This window comes from Shewanella oncorhynchi (assembly GCF_012584455.1).
Classification (GTDB): Bacteria; Pseudomonadota; Gammaproteobacteria; order Enterobacterales; family Shewanellaceae; genus Shewanella; species Shewanella oncorhynchi.
Map to the genome: position 1 here is coordinate 453,495 of NZ_JABAEB010000003.1, position 23,469 is coordinate 476,963.

The window sequence follows — 23,469 nt, forward strand, 5'->3', positions numbered from 1 at the left end:
ATTAGGATCTATTATGCAATTTAAAACTAAATTACTTCACACCCATTATGCCGCTGATAACTCGACGGGCGCTCTTACAACTCCTATCTATCAAAGTAGCACCTTCGCCTACGGTAGTGCCGAGGATGGTCGAGCCCGTTTTGCAGGTGAGCAACCGGGCTTTATCTACAGTCGCATGGCGAATCCGACAGTGCAGGCGCTTGAATATCAATTAGCACAACTGGAAGGGGCTGATGAATCACTCGTTGTTGCGAGTGGGATGGCGGCAATCAGCAGTATTTTCTATGCCTTAGCGAGTCAAGGTGATGAAATCGCATTTATCGACCCCGTATACGGTGGCACTGCGGCATTTTTAATCCAAACGTTAACCCGCGCGGGTATTACTGTGCGCCGTTATCAAGATGATGATCATTTATTGGCAGAGATTACCGCCGAAACAAAAATTATTTTATTTGAGCCCATCACCAATCCGACCTTAAAAGTCAGTGACTACCGTAAGGTTAAGCTTGCCGCCGAAAAAGTGGGCGCTATAACCATTTGTGATAATACGTTTTTAACCCCGTATTTATTCAAACCGCTGGAACATGGCATTGATATCGTGATGCACAGTGCCACTAAGTATTTAAGTGGCCATGGCGATTTAATCGCAGGTGTTGTCGCTGGACCTAAGGCATTAATGCAACCTATTCGCACTATAGCGCTTAAACATATCGGCGCCGCGATTGGGCCACAGGAAGCCTATTTATTACAGCGAGGCTTACGTACCTTAGCACTTAGAATGGATGCCCATCTTGCGGGCGCGGCTAAGGTCGCTATTTTTCTTGCAACCCATCCGAGCGTTGCAAAAGTTTATTACCCAGGGCTAGCAGAGGATCAAGGTCATCAAGTTCTGAGTGAAACCATCAACGGCTTTGGCGGTATGGTGAGTATTGAGCTCGAAGGGGGCTTTAATCGAGCTGCGCAGTTTTTAGATCATTTGAACTTGTTTACTCAAGCGGTCAGTTTAGGCGACTTAGAGAGCCTTGCCTGCCACCCCGCTAGTACCACCCATGCCGCTATGGATGCTGCGAGTCGGCTAGCTTCAGGGGTGAATGACAACCTGATTAGATTGAGCATTGGCGTCGAAGATCCTCAAGATTTGATTGCCGATCTTGAGCAAGCCTTAGCCATTTAAGCATATTGATACTAGCCATCCCCAGTTAAATTGATTGGGGATTTCAAAAGTATAATGTTATTAATTTCGTCTATATAAAGTTAATTCCCGTAATTTTTTACGTTTTTTTTACGCGTCAGAATTGTTCTCGTCTGTTAAAGTGAAAATCTGTATGGCATAACGACTTACATTTTGATGGACAAACTAAGTGTTTTTAAACTCTCTGTTAGGTTGAGCTTTATTTCTGAGTGCTTACTCGCTATTTGCTTGTATTTACCCTCTTGGAGGGTGTCATCTAAAGCATTATTATTGTACTCCAACTCGTTGTCGTTATGATTACACTTCAATGTTGTTTTCAATATACGTATATGGCTGCATTTTTTGAAGCTATTCGTGTTCATTTTTTATTTAACGCTCCTTATTATTCCCTCCCAATGACAGATGTGGCTGTTTTTATCAATCTAATCACTTTTATTGTCATAGCCATTGTCGCGACGATAAGTCAACTTGCAATCCACCTTAGACGACAACAAAGAGTATTAGGGGAAGAACTATTTCGTAACCGAACTCTGTTATCGATTGCACATGATTTTAGAACAGGACATGAGCGCTCGTATTTTATGATACCTAATAAATTATTCATTAAGTCTTTCACGATAAATATCTAAAGGTGAGTTGGAATGATTGCAGTCAGTGGAATACAGAAATCTAGCTCTCGATTTCATACCATAATTCATCTATGTAGCTTTTTGATTGTCATATATAGCTTCACCATGTTGATGCCTATCGCTGTTGCATTATTTTATAAAGATGGATATATCACTCCATTTTTAATCACATTCCTTCTTTCCCTTTTTATTGGTGTGGTCGGTTGGAAGATGACAAGTGAGGAAAATAAAAATCTGCAAAAACGTGATGGCTTCATGGTCGCTTGTTTATTTTGGCTGATATTTTCCTTAATGAGTGCATTACCTTTTCTTCTTGATAGACGATTGGACTTGAGTTTAACCGATGCAATGTTTGAAGGTGTGTCTGGCATTACGACGACTGGAGCCTCGATTTTTTCAGATATTGATGAACTACCTAAATCGATTTTATTTTATCGAGCACAGCTTAATTTCCTCGGTGGGTTAGGGATAATTGTTTTGGCCGTTGCAATTATGCCATTTCTTGGTATTGGTGGCGCAAAATTATATCAGTCTGAGATGCCAGGTCCCATGAAAGAGGAAAAGATGACGCCTCGCCTTGCGGATACGGCTCGAAATTTATGGGGGCTTTATAGCGTACTTGCCTTAGGTTGTGCAGTTGCTTATAAACTTGCAGGAATGAATTGGTTTAATGCCATATGTCATAGTCTATCTACCGTTTCATTGGGTGGGTTTTCTACACATAGTGACAGCTTAGGATATTATAACAGTGCTGCAATTGAGCTTGTGGGTGGTGTGTTTTCAATACTGGCAGCAATCAATTTCGCCTTATACTACATAGTGTTAGTTCGACGAAGCTTCAAGCCTATTTGGTATAATGCGGAGGTTCGATTTTTTATTCTCATATTATCTATCGTTGTTGGGATCGCTTGTTTAGAGCTGAATCGTACTCAAACTTTTGATATTAAAGATTCATTGGTACATGGATTTTTTCAAACAGTTTCAGTTATGACGGACAATGGATTAGGCTCTGCAGGTTATCCTAATTGGCCCAGTCATATTGTGCTTTTATTATTAGGCGCGAGCTTTTTTGGTGGATGCTTTGGTTCTACTTGTGGCGGTATTAAAGCTGTCAGATTTTTACTTTTGTACCGTCAAGGGATCCGAGAAATTCATCAATTGGTTCATCCTAATGCCATTTTAACGACAAAGATCAGTGGCCAAGTTGTTTCAGACAGAGTCATTCGTTCAGTATGGGGATTATTTTTCCTGTACATATTTTTTACTTGCGTTTTTGTATGGGGATTGGTCGCCATTGGACATGATTTTGCCACCGCCTTTGGAACCGTCGCCGCGTGCATTAATAATATGGGGATTGGTTATGGTGACACTGCATCTGGATTTGGCACGTTAAAAGATGCAGCTAAATGGCTGATGTGTGTCGCTATGCTTTTTGGGCGATTAGAAATATTTCCTGTACTCATTATTTTCTCACGGGCATTCTGGCGATTTTAATTTTAAGTGTATTTTATGGTTAATTTGTCGAATTGACTGGGAGGGTCAGTAAATGAAATGGTTATTGAGATGTATATTACTCATTATGCTAGTAGGGTGTCAGAAATCGCCAGTTTATACCAAGTTAGAAGGCCTTGCGCAGGGGACGAGTTGGCATGTGACATTTTGGAGTAAAGACAAGATAAATAGTACAGAGATAAACCGCGAGATTGAGCGGCAATTGGCAGAAATAGATCTTCATATGTCTACTTATCGTTCAGATTCAGTGATTTCTCGTTTTAACAGTATGCACTCTGCTATGGCGGTCGGGGATGATATTTTAGGGCTCATAGGGATAGCCAAGGAGGTCACTTCAAAAACGGAGGGTTGTTATGATTTGACCATTAAACCATTATTCGATTTGTGGGGATTTACCCATAATCAATTAACCATTCCAACAGAAAGTGCACTCCAACAGACATTAACCTATGTAGGCTTACATCATTTAAGTATTGATAATCAAATGTTAACTAAAGATTTGCCAGAGGTACATCTTGATTTATCTTCGATTGGACAGGGATATAGCGTAGGCAAAGTTGCAGATGTGCTAAAGCGATACAATATCGATAATTATTTGGTAGAGATTGGCGGCGAAATGGTCGTACACGGCAGTAAGCTCGATGGTTCTGCTTGGAAAATCGCGATTGAAAAACCGCTGCCCGAACAGCGAATAATGCAAAAGGTTCTGCTTATTGATTTCCCTCAAGCGATCATGACATCGGGTACATATCGTCATTATTTTGATCATCTAGGGCAGCGCTATTCACATATTATTGATGCGCGAACCGGTAAACCCGTAACCCATAACACAGTATCTGTAACTGTATTGGCAACGGATCCGGCTAGAGCAGATGCTTGGTCTACAGCGCTATTATGTTTAGGAAGTCAAGAAGGATTAGTCGTCGCTAATCAGAATGATATAAAAGCATTATTTATTGATGAAAATAAAGGTGTACTTAAAGAGATTAAGACTGATAGCTATAATAAAATGAAAAACATAGAGCTTAATTAATCTACAATATCATCGCTTGGTCATGTGTTAATGCCAGTTAGTATTTCTAGCTGGCATTTTTATTTACTTTTATAGCTAATGCCATGGTTTATTGTGGCCTTATTTACCACTGATTATGATGACTTTTACGTATTCTTTACGGGATTAGTCATTTGAACTCTAGAGACTTTACGCGGTTAATTCATATATTTGTCCTGTTACTCACTTTCTTAAGGACAAATTATATGGACTGGATATTTCTAATACTTTCCATAGCACTTTTCATCTACTTAGCAGTGGCAATGTTTGCCCCTAATAAGTTTTAGGAGTCGTTATGTTTGAAATTACCCTTATTTTTACTACTGCGCTTGGGCTCGCATGGCTGTTGGGATCCTATATGACAGGGGTTTTCTCTGGTCAGTCCCATTTTTCAGATCGTTTATTTAATCCCATTGAAAAGTGGATTTATCGGGCTATAGGCGTAAATGCCCATTCGGGGATGACATGGAAATCCTATGGTGCGGCGTTTCTTATCAGCAACTTGGTACTTGGCATTTTGGCGTTTCTTATCCTTAAATTCCAACATGTGTTACCGCTTAACCCCGATGGTATAGGACCATTATCTTGGGATCTGGCGTTGCACACTGCGGTGTCATTCCTCACCAATACCAATCAACAGCACTATTCCGGGCAGGCTCAGCTCAGTTATCTATCCCAAGGATTTGTCATTGTCACGCTGCAATTTGTCACTCCAGCCATGGCGCTGGCGGTTTGTGTGGCGATTTTGCGGGGAATGTTAGGCGGGTTGAATAATGACAGCGCCAAAGAGGGCGAGGCTCGAAATCTGGGCAACTATTATGTTGACCTAGTGCGCGGTGTACTCAGACTTATGCTGCCATTAGCGGCTATTGTGGCGCTGTTACTGACTTGGCAAGGCGTACCGAGTAGTTTTGACGGTGCGCAAAAAGTAAACACCTTAGATTCTGCATCACCTATCACTGAGCAGGTCGTTCCGATTGGCCCCGTTGCATCTATGGTGGCCATTAAGCAGTTAGGTACTAATGGCGGAGGTTGGTATGGCCCCAACAGCAGTAACCCGCTAGAAAACCCAACGCCAGTCAGTAATGCAATCGAGACCATTGCCTTAGTGCTGATCCCTATGGCCGTCGTCTTTATGGCTGGCGGAATGCTAAGACGCAAAAAATTTACCTTGATGGCTCTGGTTGCTATGGGTTTATTGAGCGTCAGTTTTCTGGGGGCAACTGTGTACAGCGAGTTGCAACCCAACGCCGCCTTTGCGGGATTAAGCGCCCAAGGGCCTAATATGGAGGGTAAAGAAGTTCGCTTTGGACCTGAGCTATCGGCGCTATGGGCTTCTTTTACCACACAAACCTCTAACGGTTCGGTCAATGCTATGCACGATTCGTTCAATCCAATAGGGGGATTGATGACGCGATCAGGCATGTTACTCAATGCGATATGGGGCGGTATTGGCTGCGGTTTTGTTAACTTTATCGTTTATGTGTGGATTGCTGTTTTTTTATCGGGATTGATGATTGGCCGTACGCCAGAGATATTTGGTCGTAAGCTCGAAACCCGTGAAATCACCCTTTTGGGAAGTCTATTAGTTTTACCTACCTTGTGCGTCTTAGGTTTGACGGCGATCACTGTGGCTATCCCGAGTATTACGGGCAACAGTAACCCCGGCTTTCATGGGATTTCGCAAGTCTTTTACGAATATACCTCCGCTTTTGCTAATAACGGTTCGGGTTTTGAAGGCTTAGGTGATAACACGCCTTGGTGGAATATCAGTTGCGTTATCGCCTTACTGCTCGGTCGATACCTGCCGCTGTTTTTACCGCTGGCGATTGCGGGGATGATGTCGAGTAAAAGAGTGAGCCCTGACAGTAACGCGAGCTTGAAGCTCGAGAGTCCCACCTTTTGTTTCACCCTTATTGCTGTGATTTTAATCATTAACTTCTTGTCTTTCTTACCTGCGGCGGTATTAGGCCCTATTGGCGAAGCTTTAGAACTTGCCACTATGAGTCTGGAGAAATAGTCATGCATAAACCTGCTCAAATATTAGATAGCGTCGGCGTGAAGCAAGCTGCCTTCGGTGCTGTAAAGAAAATGTCCTTAGTGAGTATGGCTGGCAACCCAGTGATGTTCGTGGTGATGGTGGGCGCTTTACTCGCCGCTTTGATCACAGGACAAAAGTTCTTCAATGGCGAGACTGTTGGTTTTGAGTTAGCCACGACCCTTATTCTTTTGCTTACCGTGTGGTTTTCTAACTTTGCGGAATCCGTGGCAGAGGCAAGGGGTCGCGGACAAGCGGCCAGCTTAAAGTCGGCGAAAGAGGCCTTGCAGGCTCGGCGTATACGCCACGGTGAGTTGGAATCAGTATCCGCAACTTTGCTTGTCAAAGGCGATAAGGTGAAGGTTTTACAGGGTGACTATATTCCTGCTGATGGTGAAATCATCGAAGGGATAGCCACTATCAATGAATCGGCGATTACCGGTGAATCTGCGGCTGTGCTGCGTGAAGCAGGCACAGATCATTCCGGTGTGATTGGCGGCACTAAGGTACTTACGGGTGAAATTACTGTGCTGGTTGCTAACGATCCTGGGAATAGCTTCTTAGATCGCATGATTGGGCTGGTCGAAGGGGCGAAGCGTCAGAAAACACCGAACGAAACGGCGTTGACTGTGCTACTTGCATCATTGACTGCGGTTTTCCTCATCGTGGTGGTGACTTTGCCACCCATGGCGGGTTTCGTCGGTGCAAGCCTTGATTACACTATGTTAATTGCGCTGTTAGTGTGTTTGATCCCAACGACGATTGGTGGCTTGTTACCTGCCATTGGTATTGCAGGCATGAACCGCGCCTTAGCCGCCAATGTGGTCGCTAAATCGGGTAAAGCCGTGGAAGTTGCGGGGGATATCGATACGTTACTGCTAGATAAAACTGGCACTATCACTTTCGGTGATCGTCAAGCGACCGCATTTTTACCCGTGAAAGGCATTGCTGCTGAGATGTTGCGTGATGCGGCGGTACTGTCTTCCCTCGATGACCCCACCCCTGAAGGGAAATCTGTACTCAAATTGGCCATAGATTTGGGCGCGGTATTGCCCGTCAAACCTACGGATGCGACTTTTATCCCTTTTACGCCGGAGACTCGGGTTTCTGGGGTGATTTTAACCGATGGTATTCAAGGCATTAAAGGCGCGGGCGATGCGATGCAGTTTTGGGCGCAGCAGCATCAAATTCACTGGCCTGAATCTGTTAACGCGCTTATCCGCAAAGTGGCTTTGCAGGGGGGCACTCCCTTAGTCGTCGCCAGTGGCACGCACATTTTAGGGGTTATAGCCTTAAGTGACGTGATTAAGCCAGGCGTTGCGGAGCGGTTTGCCCGTTTAAGAGCGCTCGGTGTGCGGACCATCATGGTGACAGGGGATAATCCGCTAACGGCTGGCGTGATTGCCGCCGAAGCTGGGGTTGATGATTTTGTCGCTGAAGCTAAACCTGAGGATAAACTTGCCCTTATTCGCGCAGAGCAGGCCAAAGGTCGATTAGTGGCTATGGTGGGGGATGGCACTAACGATGCGCCGGCATTAGCGCAGGCCGATGTAGGTCTTGCGATGAACTCAGGTACTCAAGCCGCTAAAGAAGCTGGCAATATGGTGGACTTGGATTCAGATCCCACTAAATTACTGGCTATCGTTGAAGTCGGAAAACAATTGCTGATCACCCGCGGCGCCTTGACTACATTTTCTCTCTCTAATGATGTGGCTAAGTATTTTGCCATTATTCCAGCGGTATTTGCGGGGGCTTTGCCTGCGATTGGTGCACTGGATCTGATGCAGCTTCACAGCCCAACCTCAGCCGTACTCGCAGCGCTCGTATTTAACGCTCTTATCATTCCCGCCTTAATTCCATTGGCATTAAAAGGCATCAAACTCAGACCCATAAGTGCCGAAAAATTACTGCGAAATAACATGCTGATTTATGGCTTAGGTGGGGTGATTTTACCCTTTGTCGGCATTAAAGCGCTCGACTCAATCATTGCCCTTATGCTCTAGGAGACAGTAATGAATTCAATCGTATATACCACTAAAACTCAGCATGCCGTTATGGGATTGAGAGCCAGTCTCGCCCTGTTATTTGTGTGTGGTGTTGTCTATACCGGCACTGTGACTCAGCTCGGTGGCGCTTTATTTCCCGTACAAGCTAAGGGCAGTGTGATCCACAGGGATAATGTTGCTATGGGTTCTGAGTTCATCGCTCAGCCCTTTGTTAATCCGGCCTATTTTTTTAGTCGGCCGAGCGCTGTCGGTTACGATCCTATGGCGACAGGTGGTAGTAACCTTGCGCCGAGTAACCCGGCGTTACGTGAACGTGTGATGGCAACAAGCCAAGAAATCCAAGCCAGAGAATCCGTTCAGGCCGCTGATATCCCTGTGGATTTACTCGCCACATCGGGCGCGGGACTGGATCCCCATATTTCACCCGCAGCGGCCAAACTGCAAGTTGCGCGCGTGGCTCAGGCTCGACAGTTAGCCGAACCACAAGTGTTGACCTTAGTGGCGCAATTTATCGAACCACCGCAGTGGGGCATTTTTGGGCAAGCGCGCGTCAATGTGCTCAAGCTTAACCTCGCTCTCGACCAGATTGCTAAACACGCTCAATAAAACAATATTCTACTGAATTTAAGGATAAATTTTTATGTTACCGATTAAGTCAGCTCCTTGTTCGCGCCTCTGTGCGAGTGTGATCATGGCATTATCTTCACTCTCTATGGGCGCGCTTGCCAGCACTGAGACTCATGGGGGCAATGCCTCTTGGCAGAGTCAAGGGAGTGTGATGCTCATAAGTGATTATGCGTTTCGCGGTATTTCTCAAACTGATGAAGGACCTGCAGTTCAAGCAGGGTATACCCTAAGCCATGATTCTGGCTGGTATGGCTCGCTTTGGGGCAGTAACATCGAATTTGGGGATGGAAGTTTAGAACTCGACTTGTCCGCTGGCTGGGCTAAAGATTGGGATAATGGCTTAACAACGGACCTAGGCGTGATACGTTACCAATACTCTCAGGACGATACCGACCTGAGTTATAACGAAATTTATGCTGTGGTAAGCTACGCCGATGCTAAGTTAGGGCTGGTTTATTCTCCTGATTATTTTGGCGAGAATGTGGACGATTTTCAGTATGTTTACGCCAGTTATGAACCGCAGCTGTTCTCTAATGTAAGTCTAGTACTGCATCTTGGGAGCAATTTTTTTGCTTCTCAGCAAGATATGGCACTGTTTTTAGGTTCTATGGCCGCTAGCAATAGCCACTATTTAGATTGGCGAGTTGGGCTGAACCTCAATATGACTGAGCAGGATGTGTTGAGTGTCGGTTATGTCGATACGGATTTATCGCAGAGTCAGTGCCAGTCCCTGTGTGATGCGCGCTGGATAGTGAGTCTTTCAAGGAGTTTCTAATCGTGGTACCAATCAGTCAAACACAGCAAGCCAATGCGCTCTTAAGTCAGATACAGCAAAATGATAAAGGTAAACTGACGGTTTTTCTTGGGGCGGCACCTGGCGTGGGCAAGACCTATGCAATGCTCAGTGCGGCAAGGGAAATGGCCCAGCAAGGTGTCGATTTGCTGGTTGGACTGGTGGAAACCCATGGGCGTGCCGATACCGAGGCCATGGTAGCGGGTTTTGAGGTATTGGCACGTAAACCCATTGATTATCATCATAATCGTTTAACGGAATTCGATTTGGATGCAGCGCTGCTTCGTCGGCCTAAGCTTATCTTAGTCGATGAGTTGGCCCACACGAATGTCCCCGGTAGTCGCCATAAACGGCGCTATCAAGACGTCGCAGAATTATTAGCTGCGGGCATTGATGTCTATACCACAGTCAATATCCAACATTTGGTCAGTTTGAATGATCTGGTTTTGCAAATTACTCAAGTGCGGGTACGGGAAACCGTCCCCGATCGCTTCCTTGATGAAGCCCATGAAATTATATTTGTTGATTTACCGCCATCAACACTCATCGAACGCTTACAGCAAGGCAAAGTTTATCTGCCAGAGTATGCTCGCTCGGCTTTAGATGCTTTTTTTTCGGTCTCGAATTTGACTGCACTGCGCGAATTGGCAATGAAAAAAGTCATAGAGCGAGTCGATGCAAAACTGATTTGTGAACTCGATGCCAAAGCACAGGGAACGGATTTTGTTCTCAAAGACAGATTGCTGGTTTTAGTGAGTAACAGCAGTGATCATCAGTATTTGATCCGCATAGGTCGGCAGATTGCCGAGCGGCGGCAAATTCCTTGGTTAGTGCTTTGGGTCGATACTGGCAAAGCGCTGGGCCTTTATCAGCGGAAAAGGCTAAATGAGGCCTTTGCTTTAGCGAAGGAACTTGGCGCGCAGACTGAAGTATTACGCGACACGAGCAGTTATCAGGCCATTTTACCTTACATAGCCCTGCATCGAATTAACACAGTATTAGTCGGCGCGGGTGTGAAACGCACCTATCCTTGGTGGCGTAAAAGGCTGTATCAACGTTTGATTGAGTCTGGTTTACCTGTTGAGGTGAGTGTCTATCACGCACCCGAAAACCAAATGCAAGTACGAGATCCCATTACGCCTAAAGCCAGTTTTGGTGATCTTCGAGGCCATATTCTTGGGCTGATTGGCGTGGTGGTTATTTTTCCGCTGGTGGCATTTTTAGATACTTGGCTCAGTAATGGCAATCTGGTGTTGTTATATGTTTTCTTGATTGTCAGCATTGGTTTAACCTATGGCGCTAGGCCTGCCATGGCAACCGCGGTGTGGTCTTTTTTCAGCTTTAATTTCTTTCTTACTGATCCCAAATTTACTATGAATGTAAATAGTCAGGATGATATTGCCACTTTAATCTTTTTGATGTGTATAGGGCTTATCAGTGGACCGGCGGCATCTCGGATCCGAAATCAGTTTATTTTGCTGCGTGAGTCAAATCGTTATGCTGAAACCTTAAAAGATGTTGCCCAAGAATTATCGGTCGCCGATGATGAAAAAGCCCTTTGGCAAACGATAGGGCGCAAGATTGCTGGTTCAGTGAATGCCGATTGTTATATTGTTTTGCAGCGTAAAGATGGTCAGCGATCCTATTTACCGTTGCTGAATACGCCATTTAACGACCTTGATTTAGCCGCAATCGATTGGACCTTGCGCCATGGGCAAGCGGCGGGGCGTTTGAGCGATACCTTGAGCGCATCGGGTGTGAGTGTGTTCCCCATTGAACTTGAAGGTACGACGATTGGCGCGGCGATTTTAGATTGGCAACCTACGGTCAACGAACTCAGTCCGTTTGATAGAGAGCTTATTCTGGCCATGTTACAGCAAGGCGCTAATACATGGCGGCGTATTCAGTTAGTGTCAGATCTTGAATCAGCACGGGTGAAAACAGAAATTGAGCAGTTACGTTCCGCATTATTATCGTCAGTGTCTCACGATCTAAAATCACCACTCTCAGCCATGATGGGGGCGGCGGAGAGCTTAAAACTATTGAATAAACAATTGCTAGAGGCCGACCGTAACGAGCTACTTGATACTATTTTGCAAGAAAGCCGTCGTTTGGACAGCTATATCCAAAATCTACTCGATATGACACGCCTGGGTCATGGCACTTTGAGCATAGAGCGTGATTGGGTTTCGGCAGATGACATTATTGGTAGCGTACTTGGCAGGCTTAAACGCTATTTCCCTAATGCAATCGTTGAATATCACAGAGAAAAAGAACCCCCACTCCTCTTTGTGCATGCGGCGCTGATCGAACAAGGACTATTTAACATTCTTGAAAATGCTGTTCGATTTTCACCACCAGAAGAGCCTATTAGTATTGAATTATCCATCTCAAATCATCGCTGTTGTATTGCAATAGAAGACAGAGGGCCGGGGATCCCTGCAAGTCATAGGGATCAAATTTTCGATATGTTTTATGTGGTTGCCGATGGCGATCAGAAAAAACAGAACACGGGTATGGGGCTGGCTATTTGTAAAGGCATGATAGCTGCACACGGCGGTAGTGTTCGCGTTACCGATTGCCTACAGGGGCAAGGTACTCGTTTTGAAGTTGAATTGCCGTTAGACTATCCCGTTCCTGGCTAATCATTTTTAGCCAAAATATCCTTAATAAACCACAGAATGGACTAGAGACGTGGCAATAAAAATCGTGGTTATCGATGATGAGACCCAAATACGCCGCATGCTGCGGATTGCACTCACCAGTGAGGGCTATGACGTTACCGAAGCTGAAAATGGTCAGCAAGGGCTCGCAGCTGTCGCTCGACAGCAACCTGAATTAGTGATTTTGGATTTAGGCTTGCCGGATATGGAAGGCCATCAAGTGCTACAGGAGTTACGGGGATGGTCCGATGTTGCTGTGATTGTATTGTCGGTTCGCAATCAAGATAAAGAAAAAGTCGCAGCATTAGATGCAGGCGCGCAGGATTATGTGACCAAACCCTTTAGTGTGGAAGAGTTACTGGCAAGGGTGCGAGCGATTTTAAGGGACCATATCAAACCTGAAAAATTACCCATATTAGATGACGGCAAGTTGCAGATTGATTTAAGTCGCAGGCTGGTTAAAGTTGATCATCAAATTGTTGAACTCACACCCAAAGAATACGCAGTATTGTCTAAATTGGCGTCGTCACCTAACTGCGTTGTCACTCAGACTCAGTTGCTCAAAGAAATTTGGGGGCCCGCTCATACAGAAGACACACATTATCTACGAATTGTGGTCAGTCACTTAAGGCAAAAATTAGGCGACTCCCCGAGTGAACCTCAGTATGTGCGGACTGAGCCCGGTGTGGGTTATCGCTTTTATATCGACTTATAGCTTGTATCAATAGCGAATTAAAACGCGTTGGAATGACAAGTAACATGATCACCGAAGACTGATGGCATTACCTGCCTCAATCGGATACTTGCCTGATTTCAGTTTGTAGTGTTCGCTTCAGTTAACTCTAAGTCGCTATTTCTGGCTGCCTATGTTGATGCTATTTTTGTCCTGTTAGCTCTTGTTGACATTGGGTTTATGCACTAGATAAGCCCAATCGATATAAATCGCACATTCTTGTCGATATTTTGACTAGACTACAAACGTAGGGTTAATTCGAGGGAAAGACTATGGACTTAATTAAAATCCGCGACCATATGGATCGTCAGCCCGTGTTGCTGCGCGCTAATATGTCGCTTGCGACTGCGGTCGAAAAGCTGTTGGATAATAATAAAATGGGCGCAGCAGTGGTTGATGATGCGGGCGATTTGGTGGGCTTTTTATCCCAGCAGGATTGTTTGGCTGTGATGATCAAAAGTAGCTATCACTGTGATATGACCTCAGTGGTGAAGGATTGCATGCGCACTGAAGTGCTGTTCGTTGGACCAGATGACAGTATTTTGCAGCTCGCCGAACAAATGCTAGGGCCTAAACCTAAAGTGTATCCAGTGGTTGAACATGGCAAAGTGATTGGCACGATTAATCGCACCAATGTGCTCAAAGCCATGAATATCTATATGCAACAATGTTATCTGTCACCGGTTTAATTTAAGTCGAGCCAGTGCGAAACTGACACGCTATATACTGAGTGCAGAGTAAATTAGCAATACCATTACGCCACTTTCCTTGCTAGGATCGCCGTTTTTGATGCTAGCAATGGAATTTGGATTTGAACTCAGACAAACATCCGCTATCGAACGCCTTTCTTAATCTTTGTTATCAGAGCGACGCGTCGCGGATCCGTCGTCGTTTATTTAAGCTCAATAAAGAAGCCGACTCAGATAAAAAGACCCAAGTCTTAGCTCAGCTGAGCGAGCAGGCGCAGGCGGCGTTTGAGAAGGTTGAGCAGCGCCGTAACGCTCGCCCTAAAATCCACTATCCTGAAAACCTGCCTGTTTCCTTGATGCGCGATGATATTGCACGCGCGATTGCGGGCAATCAAGTGGTGATCATCGCCGGTGAAACGGGCTCGGGCAAAACGACCCAGTTACCTAAAATCTGTTTGGAATTAGGCCTAGGTTGCCGTGGCATGATAGGCCACACCCAGCCACGACGTTTAGCAGCCCGCAGTGTGGCGAGCCGAGTCGCAGAAGAATTACAAAGTCCGCTCGGTGAAGTGGTAGGCTTTAAAGTGCGTTTTGCCGATGCGCTTAAGAGTGACTCTTATATCAAGTTGATGACTGACGGTATTTTACTGGCGGAATTAACCTCCGATCGCAATCTCGATCAATACGATACCATCATCATAGATGAGGCCCACGAGCGCAGCCTCAACATCGATTTTATTCTGGGCTACCTCAAACAAATTCTCAAAAGACGCCCCGATCTCAAAGTTATTATTACGTCTGCGACCATAGACGTTGAGCGTTTTTCTAAGCATTTTAACAATGCGCCTATTATCGAAGTGTCGGGCCGTACCTTTCCGGTAGAAACCCGTTACCGACCCTTAGTGCAAGATAGCGATGCCGATTTAGATCAAATCGAAGGCATTTTTGCCGCCGTCGATGAACTGGTGACCGAAGGTCTGGGCGACATTCTGATCTTTATGAACGGCGAGCGGGAAATTCGCGATACGGCCGAGCAATTGAGTCGGCGTAATTACCGCGATACCGAAATTTTGCCGCTGTACGCGCGTTTATCCTATGGCGAGCAGTCTAAAGTCTTCAGTAGTCACAGAGGTCGGCGGATTGTATTAGCGACCAACGTGGCGGAAACCTCGCTGACTGTGCCGGGCATTCGCTACGTTATCGACCCAGGTACGGCGCGTATCAGCCGCTATAGCTATCGCACTAAGGTGCAGCGTTTACCGATTGAACCTATCTCGCAGGCGAGCGCCAATCAGCGCCAAGGCCGTTGTGGTCGGGTGGGGCCGGGTATTTGTATTCGTTTGTACGATGAGGCGGATTTTAATAATCGTCCGGCCTTTACCGATCCTGAAATCTTGCGCACTAACTTGGCTTCGGTCATTTTGCAGATGCTGGCCATCGGCCTAGGTGATATCGCCGGTTTCCCCTTTATCGAGCCACCCGATCCACGCCATATCCGCGATGGTTTCTTGCTGCTCGAAGAATTACAAGCGGTTGAGAGCAAACACGGCAAGCTAGTGCTGACGCCACTTGGGCGCAACTTGGCGCAAATTCCTGTGGATCCGCGTTTGGCGCGTATGGTGGTCGAGAGTCAGCAGTTAGGTTGTTTGAACGAAGTGCTAGTGATTGCTGCGGGCTTATCGATTCAAGATCCCCGCGAACGTCCGATGGAGAAGAAGCAAGCCAGTGATGAAGCTCATCGCCGTTTTGCCGATCCCAGTTCCGATTTCGTTAGCTGGATAAACCTGTGGCAGCACTTAAAAGATCAACAAAAAGAGTTATCTGCTAGTCAGTTTCGTAAAAAGTGCCGCGATGAATATTTAGCCTATTTACGCGTTCGCGAGTGGCAGGATTTATACGCCCAGCTTAAGCAAGCCGTGCACGATTTAAAGTGGCGCTTAAACGATACGCCAGCCAATTACGACAGCTTGCACCGCGCGCTGTTGTCGGGCTTATTGAGCCATGTGGGTTTTAAAGATAACAATAACGAGTACTTAGGTGCCCGTAATCGTAAATTCTTTGTGTTTCCCGGTTCGCCTTTGGCCAAAAAAGGCCCTAAGTGGATCATGGCGGCTGAGCTTACAGAAACCTCACGCTTATTCGCTCGCTGCTGCGCCAAAATCGAACCCGAATGGCTAGAGCCCTTAGCGGCGCATTTGATCAAGAAAAGCTATGTCGAGCCCCATTTTGAGGCAAAACCTGGCAGCGTTATCGCCCTTGAGAATCAAGTGCTCTACGGCTTGACGGTTGTGCACCGTCGTAAAGTGCAATACGGCCCCATCGATCCCGTTGAAGCGCGTGAGATTTTTATCCGCAGCGCTTTGGCTGAAGGGCAGTTACAGACCCAAGAAGCGTTTTTTGTCGCTAACCAAAAGCTGCTCGAAGACATTGAATCCCTCGAACATAAATCTCGTCGCCGCGATATTTTGGTGGACGAGCAAGTCTTGGTGGACTTTTACGAGCCGCGGATCCCGGAAGGGATTTACAACGCCCAGCTGTTTTTTGGCTGGTGGAAGAAGGCTAAGCGCGAGCAACCGGATTTACTCGATTTCAGCAAAGCGCTGTTAATGCAGCGCAATGCCGACCATATTTCGACCTTAGATTTTCCCGATACGTGGCACAAGGGCAATTTGCGCCTGCAGCTAAGTTATCACTTTGAACCCGCGGCGGCGGATGATGGTGTGTCGGTGCACATTCCGGTGGCGCTGCTTAATCAAATCGACGATAGCGATTTTGATTGGCTAGTGGCAGGTCTAAGGGAAGAAAAGTGCATCGCACTGATCAAATCTCTGCCTAAGAGTTTACGACGCAACTTTGTGCCCGCGCCTGACTATGCCCGCGCTTGTGTGCAGGCCATGGTGCCTTTTAGTGCCAGTTTGCTTGAGGCCATGTGCAAGCAATTATTGCGCATGAGTGGCACGCGTATATCGCCGGAAGATTTTGATTTAACGCAACTGCCTGCGCATTTGCAGATGAACTTTAAAATCGAAGACGATAAAAACAACTTAGTGGCCGAAGGTCGGGTGCTCGATACTTTAAAAGCCGAGTTACAAGGCGTGGTGGCGAAGGCCATTCGTCAGGTCGCGGATAAAGGTATAGAGCAAGAAGCGTTAACTGAGTGGTCCTTTGGCGATTTGCCGCAGCAATATCAGCAGCAAAAAGGCAATTACCAAGTGCGGGCGTTTCCGGCGCTGATCGATAAAAAAGACAGTGTTGCGATCAAATTATTTGATGATGAATTTGAGGCCTTAGATGCCCATCGCCAAGGTTTGCGACGGTTATTGCTGTTAAACATTCCATCACCAGTGAAACACTTACAGCAAGCTTTGCCGAATAAGGCGAAATTGGCGATGTATTTCAATCCCTTCGGTCAAGTGCAAATCTTGATTGATGACATTATTGCCGCCGCTGTGCAGCAATTGTTGGATGAAAAAGCCCTCGATGTGCGTAATCAAGCCCAATTTGAGCAGGCAAAGGATTGGGTTCGCCAAGAACTCAACCCGACCGCCGAGCAAATTGCATTGAAGGTTGAGCAGATTTTGACCTTGTATCAGAGCATTAAAAAGCGTCTTAAGGGCAAAATTAGCTTAGATATTGCCTTTGCTATGAGTGATATTCAAAGCCAATTAGACAAGTTAGTGTTTAAAGGGTTTGTCGAATCCTGTGGTTGGAATCGGTTAGCCGATGTGGCGCGTTACTTAAAAGCGATTGAAATCCGTGTCGAGAAGTTGCCAGTTGATCCGACCCGTGACCGTTTGCATATGCAGAGCATCAACAAGGTTCAAGAAGCTTTAATCGCACAACTGGCTAAAGTACCGCGTTCTATGCCAACACCGCCTGCGTTAATCGAGGCACGCTGGATGATTGAAGAGTACCGTGTTTCCTGTTTTGCGCAGGTGTTAGGCACGGCTTATCCGATATCTGAAAAGCGCATTTTGAATCATATTCAACAGGTTTAATGGACTGATTTAAAGGTTGAACTGAGCGCCTTTGTCCGATTAATGTAACAATAACGCGATCAAAAAATGACTAAACAAACCGAGAAAACTAATCATTTTCTCGGTTTTTTATTTTCCCTATGCTTACGCTTCTCACGCGATATCCCTCCACTGATGCGCCATGAAATGGGCCTGTTTTAACGTTATATCTACTCATGTCACTCATGTCCTAGTTATTTACTAGTACCAAAGTTATTTACTCACACCAAAATTATCTACTTATTCTAGAGTTATCATTCTTCAATGGCTGAAAGTGATCACCTCAGATAAAACCAAGTGATCAACTATGAGAAATACTGCTCGGCACATAAAATGAGCGTTTTTTTGGGGTGGCAGCGATGCTTTTATGCCGAATATCTTTCTTTTGGGATCAAGTCGTTATCTCGCATGTTTTTACACCTTTCTACTGCCTACTCCTTTATGAATACTCAGGTTTTTTTTGAGGGTTTTCTGTTGTTTTCTCGTAGTGATTTATCTATTCCAGTCGTTTATTAATCATAAAATCAATTCAATTATCTGGCTTGTAATTGAAAAAAACATTTAAAAACTGAGATCTGACGAATACTCACATCAAATTGATGATCTGGATCAAGCATCATCCGCTTTACCAATTTGGAGGTATACATTTTGTTAACAACTAAAAGGTATGATCGCTTCGTGATCCAAAGATGCAATAGATATACATAAAACCTGCCGCTGGCGATTTTTTGCAGCGCATTCAAAGTGGCAGGAACACACCTCTTGGAGGATGCATGAGTGCTAGCACCGCAGAAGAAAAATCCTTAGAACTGAAAATCTTTATCTTTTTAACCGTGTTTCTCGCACCGTTATTGTCCGTACTACTGGTCAGTGGTCTGGGCTTTGCTATTTGGTTCAGCCAAATTTTGACGGGTCCACCGGGCGCTGGTTAAACGTAACATCATCAAATAGTTAAAAATAAGAGTGGAATGTCGGATGAGCAAAGAACTCCATATCACCAGTTTAGTGGTGCAGGTCTTACCGCAGAAAATGGCAGATGTTAGACAACAAATAATGACCATTGAAAATGCCGAACTTTCCGTCAACAACGAAGTGAAATTGGTCGTCGTGATCGAAGGCGAGACGCAACGCGCCTTGATGGACAGTATCGAAGCGATCAATGCCATTCCGGGCGTGTTATCAGCCACTATGGTTTACCACCAGAGTGAAGTGCTCGAAGAGGGTGAAGAATGAATATGAACAGACGTGACTTTATTAAGGCCAATGCGGTGATTGCCGCTGCAGGCGCCGCGGGTTTAGCCTTGCCCGCAGGCGCAAGCAACTTAATTACCAGCTCAGAACAAACCAAATTAGAGTGGAATAAAGCCCCTTGCCGTTTTTGCGGCACAGGTTGCTCTGTGATTGTCGCAACTCGCGACGGTAAAGTGGTTGCCACCCATGGCGATGCCAACAGTGAAGTGAACCGTGGGCTCAACTGTATCAAGGGCTATTTCCTGTCGAAAATCATGTATGGCAGCGATCGCTTAACCACGCCTATGCTGCGGATGACAGATGGCAAATACGACAAGCACGGTGAGTTTTCGCCCATCAGTTGGGACAGTGCTTTTGACATCATGGCGCAAAAATGGAAAGAGACCATTAAAGCCAAAGGGCCAACTGCTGTGGGCATGTTTGGCTCGGGCCAATGGACAGTGTGGGAAGGTTATGCTGCCGTTAAGCTGATGAAAGCGGGTTTTGGATCGAATAATATCGATCCGAATGCGCGTCACTGTATGGCGTCAGCTGTGGTCGGGTTTATGCGCACCTTCGGTATCGACGAACCTATGGGTTGCTATGACGATATGGAAGCCGCCGATGCCTTTGTCCTTTGGGGCTCGAATATGGCGGAGATGCACCCGATCCTCTGGAGTCGAGTGACAGACAGACGTCTCGGTGCCAGCCATGTAAAAGTGGCCGTGTTGTCGACTTTTGAACACAGATCCTTCGATTTGGCCGACTTGCCGATCGTGTTCACCCCGCAAACCGATTTAGCCATTTTGAACTACATAGCTAACTACATCATTCAGAATGATAAAGTGAACTGGGACTTCGTGAAGAAACACGTTAACTTCCGTCAGGGCACAACAGATATTGGTTATGGTTTGCGTCCGACACATCCCCTTGAGAAAAAAGCGAAAAATGTTAAAACGGCGGGGGATTCAACCCCAATTGATTTTGAGACCTTTAAAGCCTTCGTGGCGGATTATAGCGTCGAAAAAGTCAGTAAGTTGTCGGGCGTGCCCGAGGATAAACTGATTGCGCTGGCCAAGCTGTATGCCGATCCTGACATCAAAGTGACCTCATTTTGGACCATGGGGTTTAACCAACATACCCGAGGTGTGTGGTGTAACAACCTGATTTATAACATTCATCTCTTGATGGGTAAAATTTCAACCCCTGGTAACAGTCCATTCTCTTTGACGGGTCAACCATCAGCCTGTGGCACGGCCCGTGAAGTGGGGACGTTTTCCCATCGCTTACCCGCCGATATGGTCGTGACCAATCCTGAACACAGAAAGCATGCCGAAGATATTTGGAAGATCCCAAGCGGCATTATTCCACCTAAACCCGGTTATCACGCCGTCGAGCAAAACCGTCGTCTAAAAGATGGCGACTTGAATTGTTACTGGGTGCAAGTGAACAACAATATGCAGGCGGGCCCAAATATCAATGAAGAAGGGCTACCGGGTTACCGTAACCCTGCCAACTTTATCGTGGTGTCCGATGCCTATCCGACGGTGACGACTCAAGCGGCCGATTTGATTTTGCCCACCGCTATGTGGGTGGAAAAAGAGGGCGCCTATGGTAACGCCGAGCGCCGTACTCAGTTTTGGCATCAAATGGTGCAGGCACCGGGTGAGTCCCATTCGGATCTGTGGCAATTGATGGAGTTTGCGAAGCGTTTCACCACAGATGAAGTCTGGCCTAAGGATGTATTAGCGGCGAACCCTGAGTTCAAAGGGAAAACCCTATTCGAAGTCCTGTATCAGAACGGTAATGTTGATAAGTTCCCACTTGCGGATGCCGATCCTAAGTATTTGAACGATGAGGCTAAACACTTTGGCTTCTATGTCCAAAAAGGCTTATTTGAGGAATATGCGACCTTTGGCCGCGGCCATGGCCACGATCTCGCCCCATTTGATGTTTACCATGAGGCTCATGGTCTGCGTTGGCCTGTGGTCGATGGTAAAGAAACCAAGTGGCGCTTCCGTGAAGGCACAGATCCTTATGTTAAAGCAGGTAAGGGCTTTGAGTTCTACGGTCATCCCGATGGTCGTGCGGTGATTTTCGCGCTGCCCTATGAACCTGCCGCAGAAGCGCCCGATGAAGAATATGATATCTGGTTGTCGACGGGTCGAGTGTTGGAACACTGGCATTCGGGTTCTATGACCCAACGTGTGCCTGAGTTATATCGTGCCTTCCCCGATGCCGTATGTTTTATGCACCCCGAAGATGCGAAGAAACGCGGTCTGCGCCGTGGCGATGAAATTCGCGTTGTGTCCCGTCGCGGTGAAATTAAGACCCGAGTCGAAACCCGTGGCCGCAATAAACCGCCCGTGGGTTTAGTGTTCGTGCCTTGGTTTGATGCTAGCCAGCTCATTAATAAAGTCACTTTAGATGCGACAGATCCCTTGTCAAAACAAACTGACTTTAAAAAATGTGCGGTGAAGATCGTCAAGGTTTAAGGAGAACACGATGAAAACCCTAAAATTAGTCTCAGCGATCGGTTTATTGGTATTTGGCTCATTCATCATGACAAGTGTGTCTGCCGCCAGTATTCCCGAAGAGAAAATCGATACCCTGCGCTTAGCGCCTATCAATGTCGAGCCTACGCCACCTGCGATGCAAAGTGTGCGTAATACCGATGTGAAGGAAGTGCGCAGCTATCCCATGCAACCACCTGTGATCCCACACAAGATCGACGGCTATCAGCTTGATCTTAAAGTGAACAAGTGTATGGCTTGCCATGCTCGTAGCCGCATTGGGGATTCGCAAGCGCCTATGGTCAGCGTCACGCATTTTATGGACAGGGACAATAACTTCTTAGCCGAGTTATCGCCGCGCCGCTATTTCTGCACTCAGTGCCATGTGCCGCAGTTAGATGCCAAGTTACTGGTCGAAAACGACTTTGTGGATATGGAACATCTGATCAAAGCCAACACTGAGCAGAAAAAACACTAGGAGTTAGCATGTTAGATAAACTGAAAAAAATCTGGCAGGTACTCAATCGTCCGAGTGTGCATTACAGTTTAGGTTTTTTGACCTTAGGTGGTTTTGTGGCTGGGGTGATTTTCTGGGGCGGGTTTAACACTGCCCTAGAAGTGACCAACCAAGAAGCTTTCTGTATTGGTTGCCATGAGATGGAAAATAACGTCTATCAAGAGCTACAGACGACGATTCATTTCACTAACCGCAGTGGCGTGCGGGCGACGTGTCCTGATTGCCACGTACCGCATAACTGGACCGATAAAATTGCCCGTAAGATGCAGGCATCTAAGGAAGTGTGGGGTAAGGTTTTTGGGACGATTAATACCCGTGAGAAGTTTGAAGATAAGCGTCGTGAACTGGCAGAACATGAGTGGGCAAGGTTAAAGGCCAATGATTCGCTCGAGTGTCGTAACTGCCATAACTTCACTTACATGGACTTTACTCGCCAATCACCCAGAGCGGCGCAGATGCACTCAACATCACTGGCAAGCGGCGAAAAGACCTGTATCGACTGCCACAAGGGGATTGCTCATCATCTCCCTGATATGGCCGGTGTGAAGGGGTTTTAATCTAGAGCACAGTGTTAATCCGTGTGACTTAGCCTTGCTAAGTTGGACAACTCCAGCAAAAGGCCAAGCGTACTCCACGCTTGGCCTTTTTATTTGCACGTCACTATTCAATTTTTTAGGGATGCTTCAATAGGGTGTTATTCAGTCCGATTAGCGCGCTACAATCGCGCTGGGATAGTCTTGCTTGTATGAGAGGTAAAGAGATCATGATGGAAGATCAGCCGCAACTTGAAAAACTGTTAGAAGATATTTTATGTACCAGCCCGAGTCTGTTTGAAATAGTGCAGGGGGTGCGACAGGAGGTCAAAACTGCCGCTACCACATCGTCGCGGGCCATTACTGAAGCCGTTAAGTACGGCGGTATACTCTTTAGCACCAAAGCCAGTTTTTGTGGTGTGTTTGCCTATAAACAGCATGTTTCATTGGAGTTTAGCTTAGGCGCGAATCTTAGCGATCCACATCAGGTACTTGAAGGTAGTGGCAAATTTCGTCGCCATATTAAGTTGGTGTCAATCGATGATATTGCTGCCAAGCGAGTCGCGGAATATATTGCGCAGGCGTTGAGTCTGGCAGATTAATGGTTATTTAGCCGCATGATGTGACTAAAACGGACGAACAAAAAAGGAGCCGAATATTCAGCTCCTTTCGTTTTGCTAAGGCTTAATAGAGATGTCTTAGCTATGCAGTCCCAAGTTAAGGGAGA

At 46.2% G+C, this 23,469-nt stretch carries 19 protein-coding genes; all 19 read left to right on the forward strand.

What is annotated here, in order from left to right:
* Positions 1-13: 13 nt before the first annotated feature.
* A complete protein-coding gene (locus tag HGO26_RS06650; RefSeq protein ID WP_168824066.1) occupies positions 14-1,174 on the forward strand; it encodes a trans-sulfuration enzyme family protein in 1,161 nt (386 codons plus the stop codon).
* A gap of 287 nt (positions 1,175-1,461) precedes the next feature.
* Entirely contained in the window at positions 1,462-1,821 is a 360-nt protein-coding gene (locus tag HGO26_RS22550; protein ID WP_425596655.1) for a DUF4118 domain-containing protein, read from the forward strand.
* Between the two features lie 12 nt (positions 1,822-1,833).
* Positions 1,834-3,315 (forward strand): TrkH family potassium uptake protein, encoded by a 1,482-nt coding sequence (locus tag HGO26_RS06660; RefSeq protein WP_049821715.1) that lies wholly within the window; start codon positions 1,834-1,836, stop codon positions 3,313-3,315.
* 52 nt (positions 3,316-3,367) lie between these two features.
* Complete coding sequence (locus HGO26_RS06665; protein ID WP_168824070.1) at positions 3,368-4,366, forward strand: FAD:protein FMN transferase; 999 nt, start codon at positions 3,368-3,370, stop codon at positions 4,364-4,366.
* 224 nt (positions 4,367-4,590) lie between these two features.
* Complete coding sequence (locus HGO26_RS22555; protein WP_105252297.1) at positions 4,591-4,671, forward strand: potassium-transporting ATPase subunit F; 81 nt, start codon at positions 4,591-4,593, stop codon at positions 4,669-4,671.
* Between the two features lie 8 nt (positions 4,672-4,679).
* On the forward strand, positions 4,680-6,404 hold the full coding sequence (kdpA, locus tag HGO26_RS06675) for a potassium-transporting ATPase subunit KdpA (protein WP_131525162.1): 1,725 nt from the start codon (positions 4,680-4,682) through the stop codon (positions 6,402-6,404).
* Positions 6,405-6,406: 2 nt separating this feature from the next.
* On the forward strand, positions 6,407-8,425 hold the full coding sequence (gene kdpB / locus HGO26_RS06680; RefSeq protein WP_168824072.1) for a potassium-transporting ATPase subunit KdpB: 2,019 nt from the start codon (positions 6,407-6,409) through the stop codon (positions 8,423-8,425).
* A 9-nt stretch (positions 8,426-8,434) separates the two neighbouring features.
* On the forward strand, positions 8,435-9,034 hold the full coding sequence (gene kdpC, locus HGO26_RS06685) for a potassium-transporting ATPase subunit KdpC (RefSeq protein ID WP_168824074.1): 600 nt from the start codon (positions 8,435-8,437) through the stop codon (positions 9,032-9,034).
* Positions 9,035-9,068: 34 nt separating this feature from the next.
* Positions 9,069-9,830, forward strand: a complete 762-nt coding sequence (locus HGO26_RS06690) for a TorF family putative porin (protein WP_168824076.1) — start codon at positions 9,069-9,071, stop codon at positions 9,828-9,830.
* Positions 9,831-9,832: 2 nt separating this feature from the next.
* Complete coding sequence (locus HGO26_RS06695) at positions 9,833-12,493, forward strand: ATP-binding protein (protein ID WP_168824078.1); 2,661 nt, start codon at positions 9,833-9,835, stop codon at positions 12,491-12,493.
* A gap of 49 nt (positions 12,494-12,542) precedes the next feature.
* On the forward strand, positions 12,543-13,226 hold the full coding sequence (locus tag HGO26_RS22515) for a response regulator (protein ID WP_028760150.1): 684 nt from the start codon (positions 12,543-12,545) through the stop codon (positions 13,224-13,226).
* A 290-nt stretch (positions 13,227-13,516) separates the two neighbouring features.
* Positions 13,517-13,933 carry a CBS domain-containing protein gene (locus HGO26_RS06705; protein ID WP_006081403.1) on the forward strand — a complete coding sequence of 139 codons (417 nt, stop codon included), beginning with the start codon at positions 13,517-13,519 and terminating at the stop codon, positions 13,931-13,933.
* Between the two features lie 122 nt (positions 13,934-14,055).
* The gene (hrpA, locus tag HGO26_RS06710) at positions 14,056-17,931 is read left to right on the forward strand and encodes an ATP-dependent RNA helicase HrpA (protein WP_425596649.1); all 3,876 of its coding nucleotides are present in this window, start codon (positions 14,056-14,058) and stop codon (positions 17,929-17,931) included.
* A 791-nt stretch (positions 17,932-18,722) separates the two neighbouring features.
* Positions 18,723-18,881, forward strand: a complete 159-nt coding sequence (locus HGO26_RS06715) for a nitrate reductase (RefSeq protein ID WP_028760147.1) — start codon at positions 18,723-18,725, stop codon at positions 18,879-18,881.
* 43 nt (positions 18,882-18,924) lie between these two features.
* Positions 18,925-19,182: a chaperone NapD gene (locus HGO26_RS06720; RefSeq protein ID WP_028760146.1), complete on the forward strand. Its 258-nt coding sequence runs from the start codon at positions 18,925-18,927 to the stop codon at positions 19,180-19,182.
* 2 nt (positions 19,183-19,184) lie between these two features.
* Positions 19,185-21,674, forward strand: a complete 2,490-nt coding sequence (napA, locus tag HGO26_RS06725; RefSeq protein WP_168824121.1) for a nitrate reductase catalytic subunit NapA — start codon at positions 19,185-19,187, stop codon at positions 21,672-21,674.
* 10 nt (positions 21,675-21,684) lie between these two features.
* The gene (locus HGO26_RS06730; RefSeq protein ID WP_168824082.1) at positions 21,685-22,170 is read left to right on the forward strand and encodes a nitrate reductase cytochrome c-type subunit; all 486 of its coding nucleotides are present in this window, start codon (positions 21,685-21,687) and stop codon (positions 22,168-22,170) included.
* An 8-nt stretch (positions 22,171-22,178) separates the two neighbouring features.
* Complete coding sequence (locus tag HGO26_RS06735; RefSeq protein ID WP_028760143.1) at positions 22,179-22,766, forward strand: cytochrome c3 family protein; 588 nt, start codon at positions 22,179-22,181, stop codon at positions 22,764-22,766.
* Between the two features lie 188 nt (positions 22,767-22,954).
* Positions 22,955-23,344, forward strand: coding sequence for a DUF1801 domain-containing protein (locus tag HGO26_RS06740; RefSeq protein WP_211085837.1), 390 nt, complete (start codon positions 22,955-22,957; stop codon positions 23,342-23,344).
* Positions 23,345-23,469: the final 125 nt, after the last annotated feature.

Coding starts and splice junctions, on each gene's coding strand:
- HGO26_RS06690 (WP_168824076.1), top strand. CDS start 9,069: ATGTTACCGATTAAGTCAGCTCCTTGTTCGCGCCTCTGTGCGAGTGTG.
- HGO26_RS06735 (WP_028760143.1), top strand. CDS start 22,179: ATGTTAGATAAACTGAAAAAAATCTGGCAGGTACTCAATCGTCCGAGT.
- HGO26_RS06660 (WP_049821715.1), top strand. CDS start 1,834: ATGATTGCAGTCAGTGGAATACAGAAATCTAGCTCTCGATTTCATACC.
- HGO26_RS06730 (WP_168824082.1), top strand. CDS start 21,685: ATGAAAACCCTAAAATTAGTCTCAGCGATCGGTTTATTGGTATTTGGC.
- HGO26_RS06740 (WP_211085837.1), top strand. CDS start 22,955: ATGAGAGGTAAAGAGATCATGATGGAAGATCAGCCGCAACTTGAAAAA.
- kdpC (WP_168824074.1), top strand. CDS start 8,435: ATGAATTCAATCGTATATACCACTAAAACTCAGCATGCCGTTATGGGA.
- napA (WP_168824121.1), top strand. CDS start 19,185: ATGAACAGACGTGACTTTATTAAGGCCAATGCGGTGATTGCCGCTGCA.
- kdpB (WP_168824072.1), top strand. CDS start 6,407: ATGCATAAACCTGCTCAAATATTAGATAGCGTCGGCGTGAAGCAAGCT.
- kdpA (WP_131525162.1), top strand. CDS start 4,680: ATGTTTGAAATTACCCTTATTTTTACTACTGCGCTTGGGCTCGCATGG.
- HGO26_RS06650 (WP_168824066.1), top strand. CDS start 14: ATGCAATTTAAAACTAAATTACTTCACACCCATTATGCCGCTGATAAC.
- HGO26_RS22555 (WP_105252297.1), top strand. CDS start 4,591: ATGGACTGGATATTTCTAATACTTTCCATAGCACTTTTCATCTACTTA.
- HGO26_RS06715 (WP_028760147.1), top strand. CDS start 18,723: ATGAGTGCTAGCACCGCAGAAGAAAAATCCTTAGAACTGAAAATCTTT.
- HGO26_RS06720 (WP_028760146.1), top strand. CDS start 18,925: ATGAGCAAAGAACTCCATATCACCAGTTTAGTGGTGCAGGTCTTACCG.
- HGO26_RS06705 (WP_006081403.1), top strand. CDS start 13,517: ATGGACTTAATTAAAATCCGCGACCATATGGATCGTCAGCCCGTGTTG.
- HGO26_RS06665 (WP_168824070.1), top strand. CDS start 3,368: ATGAAATGGTTATTGAGATGTATATTACTCATTATGCTAGTAGGGTGT.